The sequence below is a fragment of the Leisingera caerulea DSM 24564 genome (assembly GCF_000473325.1).
Lineage (GTDB): Bacteria > Pseudomonadota > Alphaproteobacteria > Rhodobacterales > Rhodobacteraceae > Leisingera > Leisingera caerulea.
On record NZ_AXBI01000020.1, the window covers coordinates 1 to 16,195 of the forward strand.

Sequence of the window (16,195 nt, forward strand, 5' to 3'; positions counted from 1 at the left end):
CATGCCGCACACAAAGGTTTTATCCAGGTGGTCAAAAAAATCACTGAGCGTGAAACCTTTCCCGGATCGCCTTGTATGTAGATGCAAGTCACTTCTATCGGAGCAGAACAAAAATGAACAATTGTGAGGAGAGCCAGGTTACGGTTAGGCAGGTCGAAGATTTTATGCTGAAAGTCTGCCCCGCCTTAGCCCGTAAACGGCCGGGACATCTGGGCGATCTGCCCCGGATTGAAGACACCGTCTTCCTTCCGCTGCACCTTGATATGAAGCGGCGCAGGAAAGACGCTTTGCGGATCACATTCCGCAAGTCGGGCCCGGCGCTGTCCGCTGACAACACCCGCTTGATCCCGGCCGGGGACTATCGGATCCTGGTCTACGACACGATGCCTGAGGCTTTGGCGGCCTTGCGGGCCCTCGAAGCGATCGGAATGCTGGAATGCAGTGAGCGCTTCACCCTGGTTTCAGGCGAAGGGGTCATTCTGCTGCGCACGGCCAGCCCGGCCGCGGCCGATGATCTGGTGCCGCCGGGTATGCAGAGCATGGGCCGCGGCAGCTTCCAGTTCGGCGGCGATGGCGGAAACGTGACGATCAACATCATCGACAACCGCCTCAACCCGGTGGAGGAGGGGTTCGCCTGCACCCGCAGGCGCGAGGTATATGCTTCGATCTCCTACCCGAGCGCGGAAGTCATCCGGATTGCCAACAGCGCAGGCTTGATGGCGTCTGACCCCATCAGCCGGGGCAGGGTGCTTGCGCGGCTGGTTGAGGACAGCAGCGGCAGCCTCAACGCCTTGCGTCATTGCCAGCGCAGCCTGGAAAACATTCCGGGCGCACTTGTCGCCATGGCAGCGCTTTCGGTGGACAATGTGCTCGACCAGTTTGACGAGATGCTGGAAGGCCTCGAGAACGAGATGAGCCAGCCGCCGGAGGAGGACCTCCATGATCTGGTTGTGGCGCAAGCCAAAAAGGCGTCCGCCGGAGTCGAGGGGGTTGCCCGGGATATTGCGTGGAGCGCGCTCCACAAGAACATGACAAAACCTGCCTGATTACCGCGGTTTTTTTCATTGCTTGCCGGTAGACTGCTCTGGAAATCTACGAGGTGCGCAGTGAAACATGAGATGATAAATGGGCGGATCGATACTCTGTTCGGCCGCCACCCCGAGCGGCAGGCATTGTTCATGGCCGGAAGCGTGGTTGCGTCGACTTACTTCGGCGCCCCGCTCCCCGAAGTCATCATGATGGCGCAGGATGGCTTGGCCTATGCGATTTCCCATACACCGCTGGCCCCGTCCGTCGAGGCCATCAATGCCTATTTTGATGGCGGCCTGACGTGGCTGAGCGCCACGGGCACCAGTATTGGTGACTGGCTGCAGAGTGTCGGAGGTGACATCGGCCACCGCTGCTCGCAGATCCTGCAAACCATGCGGACCTATCTCGGGGACAAGGCAGAAGTTGCGAAAAACGCTTTCTCTGTTATGTCCTCCAAGGGGGCGGAGGCGGCCTCGCACTGGCACGCGACAATCCGCAATGCCATTACCGAGGACCCGGGCGGTGCGGTCGAAAAGGCCGGGAAGGCGCTGGTCATGGCAACGGAAGCCTTTGGTGTCTTCATGGGGCTGAAAGAGGCCTATGGCTGGGCCGCGCAAAAGCTTCTGGGCAAGAAAGAAGCGGCAAATGCCAGCCCTCCGGCACCGGTGACCAACGTGCATGTCAACATCGCCGTCAGCAACGCCGATGATGCAGGTGCGGCAATCGAGCAGCTGTCGCAAAAGATCACCAGCGGGGCGATCAGCGAAGAGGCTGTGCGCAATTGCGGCCGTGCGGCGTTTGCTGCAGGCCCGGGCGCCGCAGGGCCGGCGACCCCGGAGCTGTCGGAAGACATGGAGCTGGCCAACAGTTCCCAGGTGATCTGGGTGTCCCGCGAGTTCAATAAGCGCCTGCGGGAAGGTGTCATGAAGTCCATGGCAAACTCAGACGCTCCTGAGGCGCAGGAGATGATCCAGACGTCGCTGAGGTCTGCGCGCCGGCCGATCCATGCCATCGAGGGCGGATTGATCCTCAGCGTGAACCCGCGCGGGGATCTGCGTGTGCATCCCGCAGTGTCTGCGAAAATGAAAAGCGCGAATACCGAATGCGCGATGACCCTCAATTGACGGAAGCTGAACCATGAAAGATATCATCATCGGCCTCAAGGGCGGGCGCGGCGTCGGAAAATCTAAGGTTGCTGATCACTTGGTGAAGAACCACGGTTTCAGCCGGGTTCACCCTTTTGATGGCGGCAAAGCGGCCTCGCGCGCCTATTTCATGCATATCGGCGCCAGCGAGGAGGAAGCCTGGCGGATGACGGATGGCGATCTGAAGGATGTCCCATCCCCATTGCTGCCGATCATAGCGAACCCCGAGCACGTGATCCCCGGCAAGTGCGAACTGGGTGACCATTACATGCCGCGGTTTTTCATGGAAAAATTCGGCAAGTGCATGGGCATTGAAATGGGGCCTGAATTCACGATCGGCATGGAGCTGCGGCGGCATCTTGGAAAGAATCCCGGCGAACAGAAACGGCTGGTTGTGGAATCCATCGTCTATGAAGCTCCGGAACTGCGCGCGCTTGGCGGCAAGATCATCGAAGTGCAGCGCGAGATCGAGGGGGTTGAGCGCCCGGCCGGGATGGAAACGGACAAGTTCGTTTCCGCGGTCGGCACTGACCACGTTTTTGATAACTGCAGCGCTGATCTCGCCACGATGAGGGCGGAGTTTGATGCGCTGCTGCAGGAGATTTTCGAGCTCGAAGAGCCCGAGCCAGTGATGGCCCTATGACCTCACCGATGAGCGACGCCGATCTGCTCGTTTTTCTTGAAGAGACCTTTGGCGGCCTGAATGAAACGGATTTTCTGACCGGGCCCGGCTTTTCGGAGCAGGATTTGGACATCGACCCTGTTTTTGCAAAGCCTTGGGGGGATGTTCTCCAGGACGCTATGACCGACCTCGGGATCCCTGATACAGGGCTTCTGAGGGACTGGGCGATTGAGACACTGCAAAGGCGGCCAGGTGTGCAAAGCCTCATGGCCGTTTACGGCGTTGCGATCTGCGAGGCCGCGGACAGCAGCGGCTTCGTCATCGGGGTCGCAGCGATTGACCTTCGCCCCGGGGAAGAGACGATCGCCGGCCTCTACACCGGATGCCAGCTTGGCGTTTGCGATGCCTGGCGCCGCAGGGGGATCGGATCACACCTGGTAAAGGAACGCTTCCTCATGGACGGGGCGCTCCCCACCTGGAGCCTGGACAGCCCCGCATATTCGCCAGGCGGTCGTGCGGCGCATCTTTCCGGTTACAATCTTCTGCATGGCGAGCTGACCCGGCTCAGGCAGCCGGACACCGATTGCCGCTTCAGCCTTTAGGGTCCTGGCTAAGAAAAAGGCCCCGGAAACCCGGGGCCCTTTCCTCTATTCCTCTGCCTTGCCCTCGCCCGGCCCATCCTCAGGCGCTGCTGCGGCGGCGGGCTGAAGCCGGACAGTGGGCGGCAATGCGCTCTTCAGCTGCTCCACACTTGGAACGCCCGAGATGTAGCGCGGGCCCTCTTCTGTATCGAAGATGTAGAACGGAAGCTGCGGGATGGCGGCCGCTTCTGCCAGCTGGTAGTTGCGATCCAGGCCGGCCTGGATGACGTCCGGCAGATCATGGGGCTTCGCCGACGGAAAATCATCATCGGTTTCCATGCTCATGGCCAGGAAGGTTCCGGCCGGATCTTCCGAGGCAATGATCCCGGCGATCGTGTTGAGGGCATTTTCATCCACCATGGACAGCATCATCACGCGCAGCTGCAGCTCACCTGCCTTCACCTTCTCGCGCAGCAGGTCCGTGGAAGCGCGGCAGGGTTCGCAGGCCGGATCCGTGAATACATAGGCAACCGGTGCATCCGGATTGCCGACCTGCATCCAAAAGCTTCCGCGGGCCGCGTCCAGCAGTGAAACCTCTTCAGGCCCTGCGGCATCAATGCCTTCGAGCCATTCTTCGATGGCGGTGTTGAAGGCGGCTTCGTCCTCAACGCCGCGCAGGACCTCAATCAGCTGGCCAATGGCAATTTTGCGCTCCGCTTCCGGCAGCGCTGACAGCTTTTCCTCCACCGTTGGCGCATGCGCCTCGGGAATGGAAATGGAGGGGCCGTGGAGCTTTTCGATCATCCGGCGGATGCCGGAGTTCTCGACCTCCTTGAGATCAGGATGCAGGGCCTTGCCTTCCGCATCAAAGACAAAGCCGGCGACAAGATCACCGGTTTCGGGATCCTGCAGATACATCATGGTTGAGCCTTCGGCCTTCCAGGCATTCATCCCGGCAACCGGATCTGTCGGGGTGAGGCCCGGGATGCCATCAAAGGCATTCGGTGCCGTCACCTCGCTTTCGACGGCGACTGCGGTATGCGGCGGTGTGAAGATCAAAAGCCCCGCGCCGAGCGCGGTGACCATCATCGCCGCAGTCTTGAGACCGATGAGGGGGTGAAAGTGCTTCATGTCCGTCGTCCTTTCCACAATCACTTACGGGGCGCGGTGCCGCTGTAGGCATCCGGCAAAGCGTCGGAGAAGTGATCCGGCTGGGGCACACCTGACAGGAATTTCGGCCCATCGCTGGTCTCGTACGCGAAGAAGGGAACGCCTGGCAGGCCGTTGTCAAAGATCATGCCATAGTTGACCCGGACGCCTTCCGCCAGTTCCGCCGGAATGTCATCCTCGTTGGCCCTTGGCAGCCCGGAAGCGCCGCGTTGGGCGTATTCGAGCTCGTGCTCCAGGAAGGTGCCAACCGGGTCTTGCGAGGTGAGAATGGAGGCGATCTTGCCGTAGGACGCGCGCGACAGTACCGGCGCCAGCAGGACGCGCAGCTGCAGCGAGCCGTCGTCGAGCTTGGGTTTCAGGTTGTGGATTGCTTTCGCGCAGTAGGGGCACATCGGATCGATGAAGACGTAGGCCACCGGCGCAGAGGTTTCGCCAATCGCAAACCAGAAGCCATCTTCGCGCATGGCCTGCAGAAGCATTTCACCATCGGTTTGGGGGGAGGCCGACGCCTCGACAGCTGCTGGCGCTTCCTCACGCGCAATGGTCGCGACCGGGGAGGGCGCGGGTTCGGCCGCGGGGGTCACCTGCACGGCTGCGCTGGCGCCGATGGCGGAGCTGTTCTGGAGGGCAGGGCGGGGCGGTTCCGCGGGCGCTTCGGTGGAGAGCTCCTTCAAGGCTTTGCCCGCCGCGGCCGCCGCGGCCGCATTGCCTTCGATTTCAGCTTGCCACTCCAGGATCAGCAGCTTGAATTCCTCCGGGCTTTGCGCGCGGTCCATGCGGGCAACCAGGTCGGCCACAAGCTCATGTTTTTTCGCATCATCGACATTGACCAGAGCCGCGCCGGCGCCATTCATGACATCAGCAATGATGTTGCCTTCCTGGACAGAAGGCTTTTGCGCAATCGGAACCGGCGCCGATTGGGATCGTGGCTTCGGCTGGCGCAGAAACTCCGGCAAATGATCCTCGCTGACCTCTTTGAAATTGATGACGGGCGCGTCGCCGCTGAGGTCGTAGACCATGCCGTTGATGAAGGTCTTGCCATCCGGGGACATCAGCCAGACACCGTCGGAACCGGAAACCTCATAGGCCGTCATTCCTTCAACAGAACCCTTGAGCTGGAAATCCAGCGCGCTGGCCGCCTGCTGGGCATGCACAGCGCTGGCCGATGCCGCAATGACGGTCGCAGAGAGGAGGGCGCCGCGCGCCCCGAGTTTGATTTTCGCAATCACGATATGTGCTCCTGTCAGGCGCTGCCGTCGGCGCTGGCGTTGATGAAGGCGGCAATATCCGCCCGGCTGGGCTCGTATCCGGCGTTGCCGGTGAGAGCTTTGAACAAGTCGGGATCCGAATGCGCCAGGACGAGACCGGCAAGATCCTTCTCGCTGACACCATAGTGCGGCGCCAGGCCGACGATGACTTCGCCGGGCGGGTAGCATGTGGTTTCATACTGGGACAGTTTGCGCGGCGAGGTCACCCCGGCAAGGTTTGCGGCCTGTGCCAGTGTCAGCGAGGCGCCGTTGCGCAGTTCACGCATGCGGTTGCCAAAATGCTTGCGCCGCAGAATACGCCGGGCAGTTTCTACGGGGTCACGCTCCGGGCGGCCGCGGGCCTGCACGCGGTAGTCCTGATCAGCCGTGGGATTGGCGGTAACGCAATCCACTATTGCGGCATTCTTGCTGGCGGTCATTGATGTCATCACTTCTTAGTTTGTGTTTCCGGTTGCCAGGCAGGTGGCTCGTTTTCCCGAGAATGCGGTCTTGTCGCCGCTCTGTGCAGTATGCGCGGTAAAATTTAATGTTGTCTATCGTTTTTCGCAAACATATTATCGGATCTGCACAGAAAATTTGGAGCGGCCATGAGCACAAACTACCTCGCGAAGGCGAAAAAGCAGCAGAAGGCCCGGCCTGGAGGCCTGGCCGAACGCGCCCGCTTCTATGCCAAGATTGCGCTGTCCGTGTTTGCGGTCGGCGTTTTGGTGGCGGTCGGACTGCTAGCATTGGAAATCTCCACGCCGGGCATGGCCTGGTATGTTTACGAATAGGCCCGAAGCGGGCTGATCGAATTTCAGGAACCAGATTATGAAGCAATACCTCAATGCTCTGAGCGAGATCCTTGAGACCGGCACGCCGTCCACAGACCGCACCGGCACTGGAACAATTTCGCTGTTCGGCATGCAGTCCCGCTACCGCCTGGCAGACGGATTCCCGCTGGTGACCACCAAGAAGCTCCACCTGAAGTCCATTATTCATGAGCTGCTGTGGTTTCTCTCCGGGAACACCAATATTGGCTACCTCAAAGAGAACGGCGTCTCGATCTGGGATGAATGGGCGGATGAGAATGGCGATCTGGGACCGGTCTACGGGGCGCAGTGGCGCCAATGGCCGGGTGGTGAGCGCGGCACGATCGATCAGATCGAAAAGCTCGTGGACGACATCAGGAATACACCTGACAGCCGCCGGCTGATCGTCACCGCTTGGAACCCGGCAGACATCGGCCGGATGGCCCTGCCGCCGTGCCATACTCTCTGGCAGGTCCGGATTGCTGCGGGCAAGCTCCACCTGCAGTTGTATCAGCGCAGCGGTGACATGCTGCTCGGAATTCCTTTTAATTCAGCAAGTTATGCGCTTTTGACGCATATGCTTGCACATGTGACCGGCTATGAGCCGGGCGACTTCATTCACACGATCGGCGATGCCCACATCTATTCGAACCACATCGAGCAGGTGAAGCTGCAGCTGAGCCGCGAGCCGCGCCCGGCGCCGCGGCTGAAGATCAAACGGCAGGTGAATTCAATTTTCGACTTCCGCTTCGAAGACTTTGAAATCGAGGGGTATGACCCTCATCCGGCGATCAAGGCTCCGGTGGCGGTCTAAGGCTGCCGCCAGAGAGTTATGACCCCATGAGCTGGCCGGAAACGTGCAGCCGGCTCATGGGGAAGGCGCAGCCTGCTGTGCATCCTTGGATGCAGAAACGAGTTTTTCCATACGTTCATGGCGCTTGCGCAAGGTCTTGTTGAGAGAGCCTTTGTTCGGGAAGAACAGCCGATCCCACTCTCTGCCGAAGTAGATGTCGAGGTAGGACTTTGCCTCCTCAAACCGCTTGTGCCGGACAAGCCCGCCGGTCAGCCGATTGAGCCAGTAGGGCGCCTGGAAGAAATTATGCAGACCGGGAAAGGCCGGGTCGAATTCCAGCCATTTGTCGACATAGACCTTGGATATTTCCATCACGCGATCCGCGTCCCGAGCGCGAATGGCTTCCGCGTAGCCAAGATCCTCAAGAAGTTTTGCCATCTTAGAAGCAAAAGGCTTCTGGCGTTTGTAATCCGTAAGCTTCGCGCCCGAATAGCCGTGGCTGTATGCTGACAAGCTCCCTAAGGGTTCATGCATGATAAGCTACCTCCATGACGGGCAGGAAACCCTTTAACGCACTGTTTGTAAATGGGATATTGCCGTGGCAGTCCGACCCGCCATTAAGGGGCCTCATGGCCAGTCGCGCCTTTTTCGCGGCAAGGAGCTATCCTTGCCGATGAAATGGAGGCCTGGCTATGATGAATCCGCCGTATGATGGTAAGCAGCGCCGCGCTGCCAAAGACTGGCGCTGGGTGACTGCCCGGCGCCAGGAAGTCCGGCTTGGCGACATGGATGATCGCCATCTCCAAAACCTGGCGTCTTTCATCGAGCGCAGGATTGCCCAGATGGATGAGCGGATTGCCATGGAGCAAACCTATCAGCAGGGGAAGTGGTCGGAAGGGTTTTCAGGCGCGGAGCGCCTAAAATACAGGTTCGAGGACACGCTGGAGCATATCCGCATCGAAACCGATACCCGCCAGCGTATCGCCGCCGGTGAAGAGGTGGAGATCGCTCCGCAGCTGGTGCAGGCGGAAGTCGAGCAGCCGCGGCCGGAGCCGTACCGGGACCTGGATCCGGAGATCCCGTTTTGACCTGACGCGCATCCCGGCGCCGGATGCCCTGTAAGAACCGTTATGTTAAATTACTGCCGTCCTGGGGGACGTGGTGCTCCGCAAGGGCCCGCAAGCGGGAAATGGCCCGGATCCTGTTCGGATCCGGGCCATCTATTCTTTGAAGTGAGAGAGGTTTGGAGGGGTGGCGCCCGGTTAGAAGCGCCAGGCGAAATTCACGCCGTATTGGGTGTCATCGAAGAAGCTGTCAGAGCTGTCGATCATGGAAACGCTTGCCGAAACGGTCAGCTTTTTGCTGATCTGATGGCGGACGCCCAGGCTGGTGATGGTCTCCGAAAGCTCCCGGCCCATCCACATTCCGCCTTCGTTTTCCTGCAGGCTCACAGAGACGGAGCTGGGACGGTCAAAGGCGAGAAAGCCCAGGCCGGCAAAGGCGCGGTAGCGCATGGCCTTAACGCCGGAGACGCTCTCGCCAACCTGAACGCCCAGGTTCACGGCAAAGGGGCCCGGGATCGCGGAGGAGACGGACAGGCTGCCGATTTTCTGGTTGTAGATCGTGGTATTCAGGTGGCGATTGAGAAGGACAGAAGCCGAGATCTCGTGAACGCCGACGCTGGAAGACACGATGTGGCTCATGCCCACGCGTGCGCCGACCCGCTTGCTCTCACCAAGTTCATACCCGTGGTAGCTGGCATCGACGCATGCGTTGGCATAGGTCGAGTAGCTGACCATGTGCTCGATGCAGGCGGTGCCGCCCAGAGACGTTTTGACCATGTCATGCTCCGGTGCGTAGCCGATGGAGCCGCCGGCACGCAGGTCCAGGGCGGTGGAGTTGCCAAGCGCAACCCGTGCCCGGCCGGAGCCGCTGACACCAAGAACCAGACCGCCGACGGCCCGGTAGTCTTCCCCGATGGTGAACGGGATACCCGCTACGGTGAAGCTGTCGCTGGCAAAGCCGCCATTGATGTTGCTGTCATGGGTCATGATCGGAGAGAACTGGAAGCTGGCACCGCTGACACTGCCGGGCTGGCCGCGCAGCCCCATGCGGGTCAGGACCTTCTCGCGTGCCGCACGCGCCTGGGCCGGAAGGCCCTTGTAAGACAGGACGTGAACCATCATCCGCTCCGAGCCTGCAAGGCGGATTGCGTCCAGCTGCTCGCCAAGCCGCACCTGCGCAGCGGCGGGTGCCGCGGCCAGAGAGGAAAGAAGAGCAAGAACTGCAGAGGCGCGCTTCATCATGATCAGAACCTTGTGACGCTGTATGTGAAAAGTCTTTCTGGGGTCAATTTGGCAGTTATGCGAAAAACAGTCAACGGAAAAACTATTACCTAAGCCGAGTTTTTCGCAAACCCGCCGGCAAGAATATCTGCAGGCGCTCGCGCGGCGCGCGTGCATGATCTATCTGTCTGGTATGACGCAGTTATATTAAGGGCCTCCAGGCGTCCCCTCAAATCTGGCGGGCTGTGTAAAATTTTTTCGCAAATCTGCTTTTGACCTCTTGCTTAGGAAAAACTTTGCGAATAAGTTAGTGGCAGAAACAACGAATGGCCCTGAGCCGACACCTACCGGAGACACGAAAAATGAACACCATCACCATCAAAAGCGTTGCAGTTCTCGGCCTGATGTCCCTGGCAGCTTGCGGCGGCGGCTCGGGCAGCACCGGCGGCTCCCCTGTCACTCCGCCCCCGGCAGCGACCGCACCTGCATCCAACTCCTCGGCTGACCTGCTGGACTACGTCGTTGACGGCGGCGCGGTTGTCTACAACCAGCACACCAACGAGAACAACATGACCCGCCTGCAGCGCTCCGAGGTGGTGAACGGCGAGCGCCACACCGTGACCGTGGACCGGCTGGCTGACGGCACCTACGGTCTGATCCAGTACGTCAAAGGCGACGAGGCGACCCTCTACACCATGGACGATGGTCTGGTGGCGTCGACCGATGTCCCGGACGGCCAGTTCAACGGCGCTTTCGAGGTCTCCTACACCGTGGATGGCGGCTCGACCTGGAACATCGGTTCGGGTGAGGCATCTGTGACCCTCGATACCGCGACCGGCCAGGCGCACTTCGGCGGCATGGCAACCGATCGCTCCGTTGCGACCGGCGACTTCAACTCGGTGGAATACTACTCGACCGCAAACCTCGTGAACGGTGAGTTCTCCGACAATGCGGCAAGCGTGATCTACCGCGAGGATGGCGCCTCTGTGAGCACCCACACCGGCACCATCGACGGCATCGTTGTCGGCTCGGGTGACGACGCAGGGGTTATCGGTCTGGTCGGCGGCACCGATGGCGACTTCCAGGCGAACGGTGGCTTCACTCTCTCCCCCTACACTCCGGATTAATCACCGGGGAACCCAATCAGGAACAAGGGGCGCGATAATTCGCGCCCCTTTTTTGCATCGAGCGCCGGGTACGCCGGCATTCCGCGCCCCGCGCCATTGCATCCAAGCCATGAAGAACCCGGACCATCGCAGCTGCGTGCGCTGGAATGAGGCTAAAAGATCAGTATTGCCGCGCACGGAGCGAACGGCAGAACCTCCCTTGACCACTCCCCCACCCTCTCTCTTCTTCAAAGAATGAAGGTCCGGATCCGATCAGGAATCCGGACCGCGGCCCGCACAGCGGGCCCCGGCGAAGCCGTCAATCAATCCTGGCGCGCCTGCGCGATCAGCGTTGTGAAATCCTCTGCGCCCAAGGCGCCGGGAACGACTTCATCCCCGACCACCAGGAAGGGCGTTCCGGTAATGCCGATGCGCTCCGCCAGGCGCATGGTCTGCGCCAGCTCAGCCGTGACTTCGGCGCTGTCCATTGCCAGGGACAGCTCGTCGAAATCATACCCCTGCCCGGCCGCGTGGTCGTGGAACCAGGCGGAATCAAACTGACCCGCAGCGTCATAGAGCGCATCGTGGACCTTATGGTAGGCCTCCGCCCCGTGAAGCGCATTTACCGCCAGGGCGTAGCGCGCCGCAGTCTGTGAGGCAGCGCCCAGGATGGGCCATTCCTTGATGATGACTTTCACGCCCGGGTCGGCCGCCAGAACAGAGCGCAGTGCGGCATTCGTATTGCGGCAATGACCGCAGCGGTAATCGGCAAACTCGACGACAGTCACGTCGCCCTCTGCATTGCCGATGACCGGCGAGTCCGGATCGTTGAACAGCTCGGCGTGCGCCGCGCCGACCGCAGCGGTCATCTCGTTCAGCTGGTCGATCTTGCGGTTCTGCTCATACGCCTGGAGGGCTTCCACCACGACTTCCGGGTTCTCAAGCAGATAGGAGCGGATGAACTCGCCCGCCAGCGGCATGGTCGCCGCATTGTACTGGGCCGCCAGGGGCGATGCCGACAGCGCCGCCAGGGCGGCCGCGGCAAAAAGGGTCTTCATGTCATTTTCCTTTCTATTATTCGCATATTCTGGTGAGGAGAGCATATGCCTCCTGGACGACCCGGAATGTTTCCGGGTTTCCTCCGGCGTCCGGATGAGCCTGTTTGATGGCTCTCCGGTATGCCGCGCGCAGGACTTCGCGGGATATCGGGCGCAACGGATCGATGCTCAGCACCCTGCAAGCCTGCATTTCGGATTTCGGCCGGTTTACCCGGACCGGATCCTCATCATCGGCCAGGTCAGCAGACCCGTCCGGGGTTTGGTGCAGGCATGCGGCCAGGCCTTCCGACAGGCCCCATATGTTGGCCTCGAGATGCTGGATATGAGTGCGCAGCTCCCGGTTCTCGCGGCGCAGATCGGCATTGCTCTCGATCCATCTCAGCAGCGACCGAGCAGACCACAGGAGCCCGGATGCGCCTGCCAGCCCTATAGCTCCCGCGATCATATCCACCTGCATCACCTGCTCTGTTCAAGAGGCCCGCGCGCTTGCGCGGGCCCGGGGTACAGCGTTACTTCCGGCCGGCAACCCAGTTCATGCCCCAGCCATAGTGCGCATCCATGTACCTGTGGGAGGAGAAGAATTTCACCTCCCGCTTCACCTTGATCTGGCCGCCATGGTTCTCCAGCAGCGCAACGGCGCACATTCCGTCCTGCGAGCCGAATTCATTCATCCGCACCTCGATTTCGGGCTGATCCGGGATGAACAGCCGCACGACCCCGTCCGTCTGGCGCCAGTCCGGCACCCCGTCATAAATGAAGGCGAACAGAAGAATGCGATTGAACTCCGGCCATTGCTGACCGTTGATCTCCAGCCACTCACCATCAGCAACCGCACCGGTCCGGTCGTCGCCCTTGAGGCGGACATACGGCGCATAGGTGAAATCCCCGAAGGAGTTGCCAAGCGCCTGGACGCAGAACTTGTTCCCGTAGCGGTCCTCAACGAGGGCGCCCAGGTCGAGGTCGACTTGCTGGCTGCCAAACAGGCCGCCCATGATACCGCGCGCCGGAGGGCGTTGCTGCCAGTTGAGGTTGCAGCGGATTGTGCCGAAGCGGCCGTCCGGCTTCTTGAGGGAAACCGTTGCCTTCTCCTTGGTCAGGGAGACTTTGCTGAGCGAAACGGTAGGAGCGGCAGGCGGTGGCACCGGCGCGGGCTTTACCGCAGGCGCCGGGGAGGATGGAGCGCCCGCCACATCCACGCCAAGATGCGTTGCCAGCGCCGGGAGGCCGCCATTGAAACCTTGCCCCAGCATGCGCAGCTTCCACTGCCCGTTGCGCTGGTACAGCTCAGCCAGCATGAGTGCCGTTTCGGTCATTCCGGTGCAGGGGATTTGCCCGGAGAGGCCGGTTTCGCAAGAGACGGTAATGCCGGGGATGCGCCCGAAGGATGCCCGGTTTTCATAAATGGTCGCGGCAAAGATGATTTTTTCAACGCCCCGCGGCAGCCGGTGCAGATCGAACGAGAAGACGCTCTGGCCTGCACGTCCGCTTTCGGGCAGAAATTCGACGGCGCCGCCGGCAACGCGCGGCTGGCCATAAAAGCACATATCCCCATCACCGCGCACTTTTCCATCCTGCCCGACCAGGAAGGCGGAGACATCGATCTCTGCTCCCGGAATCGTGCCGGTTTCGAACTGGATCCGGGAAGCAAGCGCCCCGAGAGGGGCATTGGCCCCCGGCGTCAAAGATTGCATGGTATAGACCTCTTGAGCAGCTGCCCGGCCACGCGGGCCGGGCGTGAAATCAAAGGATCGACTGGTTTTCCGCCGCGGCGATCCAATCGGCATATTCCTCCATCATCAGGTCGAACATTTCCGCGTCGCTCGGCGCCGCCGGATCCCGCAGGGAAAAGGCGTCGGCATTGTCCACGACCCGTCCATCGAGATCATCGAGGTTGGTCAGGAACTCGAACCGCTTCCGGTCGAACAGGCCGCCGCCGGACTGGATTGCCATGAACTTCCAGAAGAGCGGCTCAGCCGAAGCCGCGCGGATTTCGCGGATGGTCTTGGCTTTGTCGTCCGTGCCGCCGTCGGTGACGAACATCACGTATACGGGAAGGCCTTCAGGGTTGTTCTGGGCGTAGAACGCCCGGACACGCGCAATGGCGTCGCCATACCGGGTTCCGCCTTCCAGCGGGTACTCAGCGCGGATGCGGCTTACGGTGCCTTGGTAGGTGTCGATGCCCACGGAGCCGAAGTCATGAACCTTGCGCCCGAACAGGAAAACGTCGATTTCCCCATCGTCATCCATCCTGTAGCCAAGAGCCATCACGCGCCGGACAAGCGTGTCGATCTTGCCCGAGCGGTACAGGGAGTTCATCGAGCCGGAAATATCAAGCACCAGGGCGACTTTGGCGCGGTCCCTTGAGACACCCTTCTTCTCGAGCGAGACGCCGACCTGCTTGACCAATGAAACCAGTCCTGGATCCTTCTTCTCCAGGCTGACCATTTTCTTCTCCAGAGAAACTGAGGCAGCTGCGGCAGCTGCGGCAGGAGCTTCCTCCTGAGCCACCTCGATCCCGAAGTGCGTGGCAAGGGCAGCCAGGCCGCCATTGAAGCCCTGGCTGACATTGCGGATCTTCCAGCCGCCTCCCCGCCGGTAGATCTCTGCGAGGATCAGGGCCGCTTCACTCCTGCCGGCCGGGTCGATCGGCAGGGCAATGCCGTCACCTGCCTGGATGCTGAAGGCGGGAACCTGGGCGAAGGTTGCTCCCGCGCCATCGAGGGTTGCGGTGATCACAATCTTCTCGACGTCCGCCGGGATCCGCGCCGGATCGACATGGATCACGGCCTCGCCGCTGGCCTGCCGAAGTTTCAGAGCGCCATTGGCGATGTCGGGCTGATTGAAGAACAGCATATCGCCATCCCCGCGCACCTTGCCGCCGGAATAGGTCATGAGGGCGGTCACGTCGATGCTTGCGGGAAGGCCAATGCGCAGATCGGCCGGCGTGTCCGGGAATGGCGCATTGGCGCCCATGGAAAGTGAGGTCATGTCGGCCTTCCTTCGATGTGTCATGTGTTCAGAGATGGCGGCAGTGCCGGTGCGCAGGCTGGGCATTGGCCGCTCGGGGCATCACAGCTGTGGCGAATGCAGACGGACCGGCGGTGTGGTCTCGAGCCCCAGACCATAGGTTTGGTTCAGGCTTTCGATGCCATGCTTGAAGCCTTCCATCCTGATCTTGAACCGGATTTCGCCTTTGCGCCGGTAGATCTCTCCGAGGATCAGGGAGCGCTCGTATTCGCCGGTGAAGGGAATGTCCGCAGTGTAGGCTTTCTCATCATCTGCGATTTCGATCGCATCCTTGCCTGCAGCGGAGATGAACCCGGACCAGGCCGAAAGGCACAGGAGCATTCGCTCGGTACCATGAGGGATGTCCTCCGGGCGGACCTGGACCACCGGCTCAGCGCTCGCAGGTTTAGCGAGGGTGAGGCCAGGCAGACCGGTCCGGCCATAATAGGCTGCAGCCGCCGCAGGAACTGCCTTCCCATCGGATCCAAGCGCGATCGCGTGGATGATATAGCCCTGCTGCGGGATCTTGACCCGGATCAGTGTTGCTTGTGCTGACAGGGTGATGTTCTGTCCTGGAACGAGTTTCATGCTGACTCCTGAAGGGTTCCGGTTCCCTTTCCAGAAGCCGCGGGCATGCACGGCTTCGGGAAAGGGCCCGCGGTGTGCGCGGGCCCCGGCTCCGGCCTTAGCCGATGTTCACGCCATGTGCGGTGGCCAGCGGCGCCAGGCCGCCTGCGAAGCCCTGTTCGATGGCCTTGAACTTCCACTCGTCGCCCTTGCGGTACAGCTCGCCGAAGATCATCGCGGTTTCCATCGAAGCGTCTTCGCTCAGATCGAAACGGGCCAGCTCGGCACCGCCGTCCTGGTTCTCGATGCGCATGAAGGCGTTGGACACCTGGCCGAAGGTCTGGCCGTTCTGTTCCGCCTCGTGGATGGTCACGCCGAAGACCAGCTTCTCGATATCGGCCGGGACTTTCGACAGGTCGACCTTGACCTGCTCATCATCACCGTCGCCATCGCCGGTGCGGTTGTCGCCGAGGTGCTCGATGGCGCCATCCAGGCCGGTCTTGTTGCCGTAGAAGATGAAGTCCGCATCCGAGCGGACCTTGCCGTCAGCGCCGACGGCGAAAACGGAGGCGTCCAGGTCGAAGTCTTTGCCATCGGTTGCGCGGGCGTCCCAGCCCAGGCCGACGAGGATGGCGGTCAGGCCGGGTGCTTCTTTGGTCAGGGAAACGTTGCCGCCTTTGGAGAGCGATACTGCCATGGGAATGTCCTTTCAGAACGGTTGTGTTGCAGGTGTTTTCGTGGTTGACCCCGCCCGGTCCGCCCGGGCGGGGCGCA

Annotated in this window: 19 protein-coding genes; 8 read left to right on the plus strand and 11 right to left on the minus strand. The window is 61.1% G+C overall.

Annotation, left to right across the window (positions count from 1 at the left end; translation table 11 throughout):
* The first annotated feature begins 263 nt into the window (after positions 1 to 263).
* The 4 genes from CAER_RS0103255 to CAER_RS0103270 are packed head-to-tail and all read left to right on the plus strand — an operon-like array spanning position 264 to position 3,398.
* Positions 264 to 1,046 carry a hypothetical protein gene (locus CAER_RS0103255; RefSeq protein ID WP_154667629.1) on the plus strand — a complete coding sequence of 261 codons (783 nt, stop codon included), beginning with the start codon at positions 264 to 266 and terminating at the stop codon, positions 1,044 to 1,046.
* A 60-nt stretch (positions 1,047 to 1,106) separates the two neighbouring features.
* On the plus strand, positions 1,107 to 2,153 hold the full coding sequence (locus CAER_RS0103260; RefSeq protein ID WP_154667630.1) for a hypothetical protein: 1,047 nt from the start codon (positions 1,107 to 1,109) through the stop codon (positions 2,151 to 2,153).
* A 13-nt stretch (positions 2,154 to 2,166) separates the two neighbouring features.
* Positions 2,167 to 2,817, plus strand: a complete 651-nt coding sequence (locus tag CAER_RS28730; RefSeq protein WP_051357661.1) for a hypothetical protein — start codon at positions 2,167 to 2,169, stop codon at positions 2,815 to 2,817.
* Positions 2,818 to 2,825: 8 nt separating this feature from the next.
* The gene (locus CAER_RS0103270) at positions 2,826 to 3,398 is read left to right on the plus strand and encodes a GNAT family N-acetyltransferase (RefSeq protein WP_154667631.1); all 573 of its coding nucleotides are present in this window, start codon (positions 2,826 to 2,828) and stop codon (positions 3,396 to 3,398) included.
* 45 nt (positions 3,399 to 3,443) lie between these two features.
* On the opposite strand, the gene CAER_RS0103275 is transcribed toward CAER_RS0103270, so the two are convergent.
* From CAER_RS0103275 to CAER_RS0103285, 3 genes are read right to left on the minus strand one after another with little or no spacing between them, the layout of a single operon-like run.
* Positions 3,444 to 4,508, minus strand: a complete 1,065-nt coding sequence (locus CAER_RS0103275; RefSeq protein WP_027234072.1) for a hypothetical protein — start codon at positions 4,506 to 4,508, stop codon at positions 3,444 to 3,446.
* 20 nt (positions 4,509 to 4,528) lie between these two features.
* Positions 4,529 to 5,776 carry a thioredoxin fold domain-containing protein gene (locus CAER_RS28735; RefSeq protein WP_027234073.1) on the minus strand — a complete coding sequence of 416 codons (1,248 nt, stop codon included), beginning with the start codon at positions 5,774 to 5,776 and terminating at the stop codon, positions 4,529 to 4,531.
* Between the two features lie 14 nt (positions 5,777 to 5,790).
* On the minus strand, positions 5,791 to 6,243 hold the full coding sequence (locus tag CAER_RS0103285) for a helix-turn-helix domain-containing protein (protein WP_084299366.1): 453 nt from the start codon (positions 6,241 to 6,243) through the stop codon (positions 5,791 to 5,793).
* 159 nt (positions 6,244 to 6,402) lie between these two features.
* Between CAER_RS0103285 and CAER_RS0103290 the strand changes: the two genes are divergently transcribed.
* Both CAER_RS0103290 and CAER_RS0103295 read left to right on the plus strand, forming a co-directional pair.
* Entirely contained in the window at positions 6,403 to 6,588 is a 186-nt protein-coding gene (locus CAER_RS0103290; protein ID WP_027234075.1) for a hypothetical protein, read from the plus strand.
* 37 nt (positions 6,589 to 6,625) lie between these two features.
* The gene (locus CAER_RS0103295; RefSeq protein WP_027234076.1) at positions 6,626 to 7,420 is read left to right on the plus strand and encodes a thymidylate synthase; all 795 of its coding nucleotides are present in this window, start codon (positions 6,626 to 6,628) and stop codon (positions 7,418 to 7,420) included.
* A 54-nt stretch (positions 7,421 to 7,474) separates the two neighbouring features.
* Here the strand turns inward: CAER_RS0103295 and CAER_RS29520 are convergent, their stop codons facing one another.
* The gene (locus CAER_RS29520) at positions 7,475 to 7,933 is read right to left on the minus strand and encodes a hypothetical protein (protein ID WP_154667633.1); all 459 of its coding nucleotides are present in this window, start codon (positions 7,931 to 7,933) and stop codon (positions 7,475 to 7,477) included.
* 158 nt (positions 7,934 to 8,091) lie between these two features.
* On the opposite strand from CAER_RS29520, the gene CAER_RS0103305 reads away from it, so the two are divergent.
* On the plus strand, positions 8,092 to 8,487 hold the full coding sequence (locus CAER_RS0103305; RefSeq protein WP_027234078.1) for a hypothetical protein: 396 nt from the start codon (positions 8,092 to 8,094) through the stop codon (positions 8,485 to 8,487).
* Between the two features lie 174 nt (positions 8,488 to 8,661).
* On the opposite strand, the gene CAER_RS0103310 is transcribed toward CAER_RS0103305, so the two are convergent.
* Positions 8,662 to 9,705 (minus strand): hypothetical protein, encoded by a 1,044-nt coding sequence (locus CAER_RS0103310; RefSeq protein ID WP_027234079.1) that lies wholly within the window; start codon positions 9,703 to 9,705, stop codon positions 8,662 to 8,664.
* 341 nt (positions 9,706 to 10,046) lie between these two features.
* Between CAER_RS0103310 and CAER_RS0103315 the strand changes: the two genes are divergently transcribed.
* Positions 10,047 to 10,811 carry a hypothetical protein gene (locus tag CAER_RS0103315; RefSeq protein ID WP_027234080.1) on the plus strand — a complete coding sequence of 255 codons (765 nt, stop codon included), beginning with the start codon at positions 10,047 to 10,049 and terminating at the stop codon, positions 10,809 to 10,811.
* A gap of 302 nt (positions 10,812 to 11,113) precedes the next feature.
* On the opposite strand, the gene CAER_RS27305 is transcribed toward CAER_RS0103315, so the two are convergent.
* The 6 genes from CAER_RS27305 to CAER_RS0103345 all read right to left on the minus strand — a co-directional run bounded on the left by CAER_RS27305 (position 11,114) and on the right by CAER_RS0103345 (position 16,118).
* On the minus strand, positions 11,114 to 11,848 hold the full coding sequence (locus CAER_RS27305; protein ID WP_036796860.1) for a DsbA family protein: 735 nt from the start codon (positions 11,846 to 11,848) through the stop codon (positions 11,114 to 11,116).
* Between the two features lie 16 nt (positions 11,849 to 11,864).
* Positions 11,865 to 12,299 carry a J domain-containing protein gene (locus CAER_RS0103325; RefSeq protein WP_161631052.1) on the minus strand — a complete coding sequence of 145 codons (435 nt, stop codon included), beginning with the start codon at positions 12,297 to 12,299 and terminating at the stop codon, positions 11,865 to 11,867.
* Between the two features lie 58 nt (positions 12,300 to 12,357).
* A complete protein-coding gene (locus CAER_RS0103330; protein WP_027234082.1) occupies positions 12,358 to 13,539 on the minus strand; it encodes a TerD family protein in 1,182 nt (393 codons plus the stop codon).
* A 49-nt stretch (positions 13,540 to 13,588) separates the two neighbouring features.
* The gene (locus CAER_RS0103335; protein ID WP_027234083.1) at positions 13,589 to 14,836 is read right to left on the minus strand and encodes a VWA domain-containing protein; all 1,248 of its coding nucleotides are present in this window, start codon (positions 14,834 to 14,836) and stop codon (positions 13,589 to 13,591) included.
* 81 nt (positions 14,837 to 14,917) lie between these two features.
* The gene (locus tag CAER_RS0103340; protein ID WP_027234084.1) at positions 14,918 to 15,442 is read right to left on the minus strand and encodes a TerD family protein; all 525 of its coding nucleotides are present in this window, start codon (positions 15,440 to 15,442) and stop codon (positions 14,918 to 14,920) included.
* A gap of 97 nt (positions 15,443 to 15,539) precedes the next feature.
* On the minus strand, positions 15,540 to 16,118 hold the full coding sequence (locus CAER_RS0103345; RefSeq protein WP_027234085.1) for a TerD family protein: 579 nt from the start codon (positions 16,116 to 16,118) through the stop codon (positions 15,540 to 15,542).
* Positions 16,119 to 16,195 lie beyond the last annotated feature (77 nt).

What these genes read in the sequence shown, in the direction of transcription:
- CAER_RS0103290 (WP_027234075.1), top strand. Translation starts at nt 6,403, where the DNA reads ATGAGCACAAACTACCTCGCGAAGGCGAAAAAGCAGCAGAAGGCCCGG.
- CAER_RS0103285 (WP_084299366.1), bottom strand. Translation starts at nt 6,243, where the DNA reads ATGACATCAATGACCGCCAGCAAGAATGCCGCAATAGTGGATTGCGTT.
- CAER_RS0103275 (WP_027234072.1), bottom strand. Translation starts at nt 4,508, where the DNA reads ATGAAGCACTTTCACCCCCTCATCGGTCTCAAGACTGCGGCGATGATG.
- CAER_RS0103340 (WP_027234084.1), bottom strand. Translation starts at nt 15,442, where the DNA reads ATGAAACTCGTTCCAGGACAGAACATCACCCTGTCAGCACAAGCAACA.
- CAER_RS28730 (WP_051357661.1), top strand. Translation starts at nt 2,167, where the DNA reads ATGAAAGATATCATCATCGGCCTCAAGGGCGGGCGCGGCGTCGGAAAA.
- CAER_RS0103255 (WP_154667629.1), top strand. Translation starts at nt 264, where the DNA reads ATGAAGCGGCGCAGGAAAGACGCTTTGCGGATCACATTCCGCAAGTCG.
- CAER_RS0103310 (WP_027234079.1), bottom strand. Translation starts at nt 9,705, where the DNA reads ATGATGAAGCGCGCCTCTGCAGTTCTTGCTCTTCTTTCCTCTCTGGCC.
- CAER_RS0103335 (WP_027234083.1), bottom strand. Translation starts at nt 14,836, where the DNA reads ATGACCTCACTTTCCATGGGCGCCAATGCGCCATTCCCGGACACGCCG.
- CAER_RS0103295 (WP_027234076.1), top strand. Translation starts at nt 6,626, where the DNA reads ATGAAGCAATACCTCAATGCTCTGAGCGAGATCCTTGAGACCGGCACG.
- CAER_RS0103315 (WP_027234080.1), top strand. Translation starts at nt 10,047, where the DNA reads ATGAACACCATCACCATCAAAAGCGTTGCAGTTCTCGGCCTGATGTCC.
- CAER_RS0103345 (WP_027234085.1), bottom strand. Translation starts at nt 16,118, where the DNA reads ATGGCAGTATCGCTCTCCAAAGGCGGCAACGTTTCCCTGACCAAAGAA.
- CAER_RS27305 (WP_036796860.1), bottom strand. Translation starts at nt 11,848, where the DNA reads ATGAAGACCCTTTTTGCCGCGGCCGCCCTGGCGGCGCTGTCGGCATCG.
- CAER_RS0103330 (WP_027234082.1), bottom strand. Translation starts at nt 13,539, where the DNA reads ATGCAATCTTTGACGCCGGGGGCCAATGCCCCTCTCGGGGCGCTTGCT.
- CAER_RS0103305 (WP_027234078.1), top strand. Translation starts at nt 8,092, where the DNA reads ATGATGAATCCGCCGTATGATGGTAAGCAGCGCCGCGCTGCCAAAGAC.
- CAER_RS29520 (WP_154667633.1), bottom strand. Translation starts at nt 7,933, where the DNA reads ATGCATGAACCCTTAGGGAGCTTGTCAGCATACAGCCACGGCTATTCG.
- CAER_RS0103270 (WP_154667631.1), top strand. Translation starts at nt 2,826, where the DNA reads ATGAGCGACGCCGATCTGCTCGTTTTTCTTGAAGAGACCTTTGGCGGC.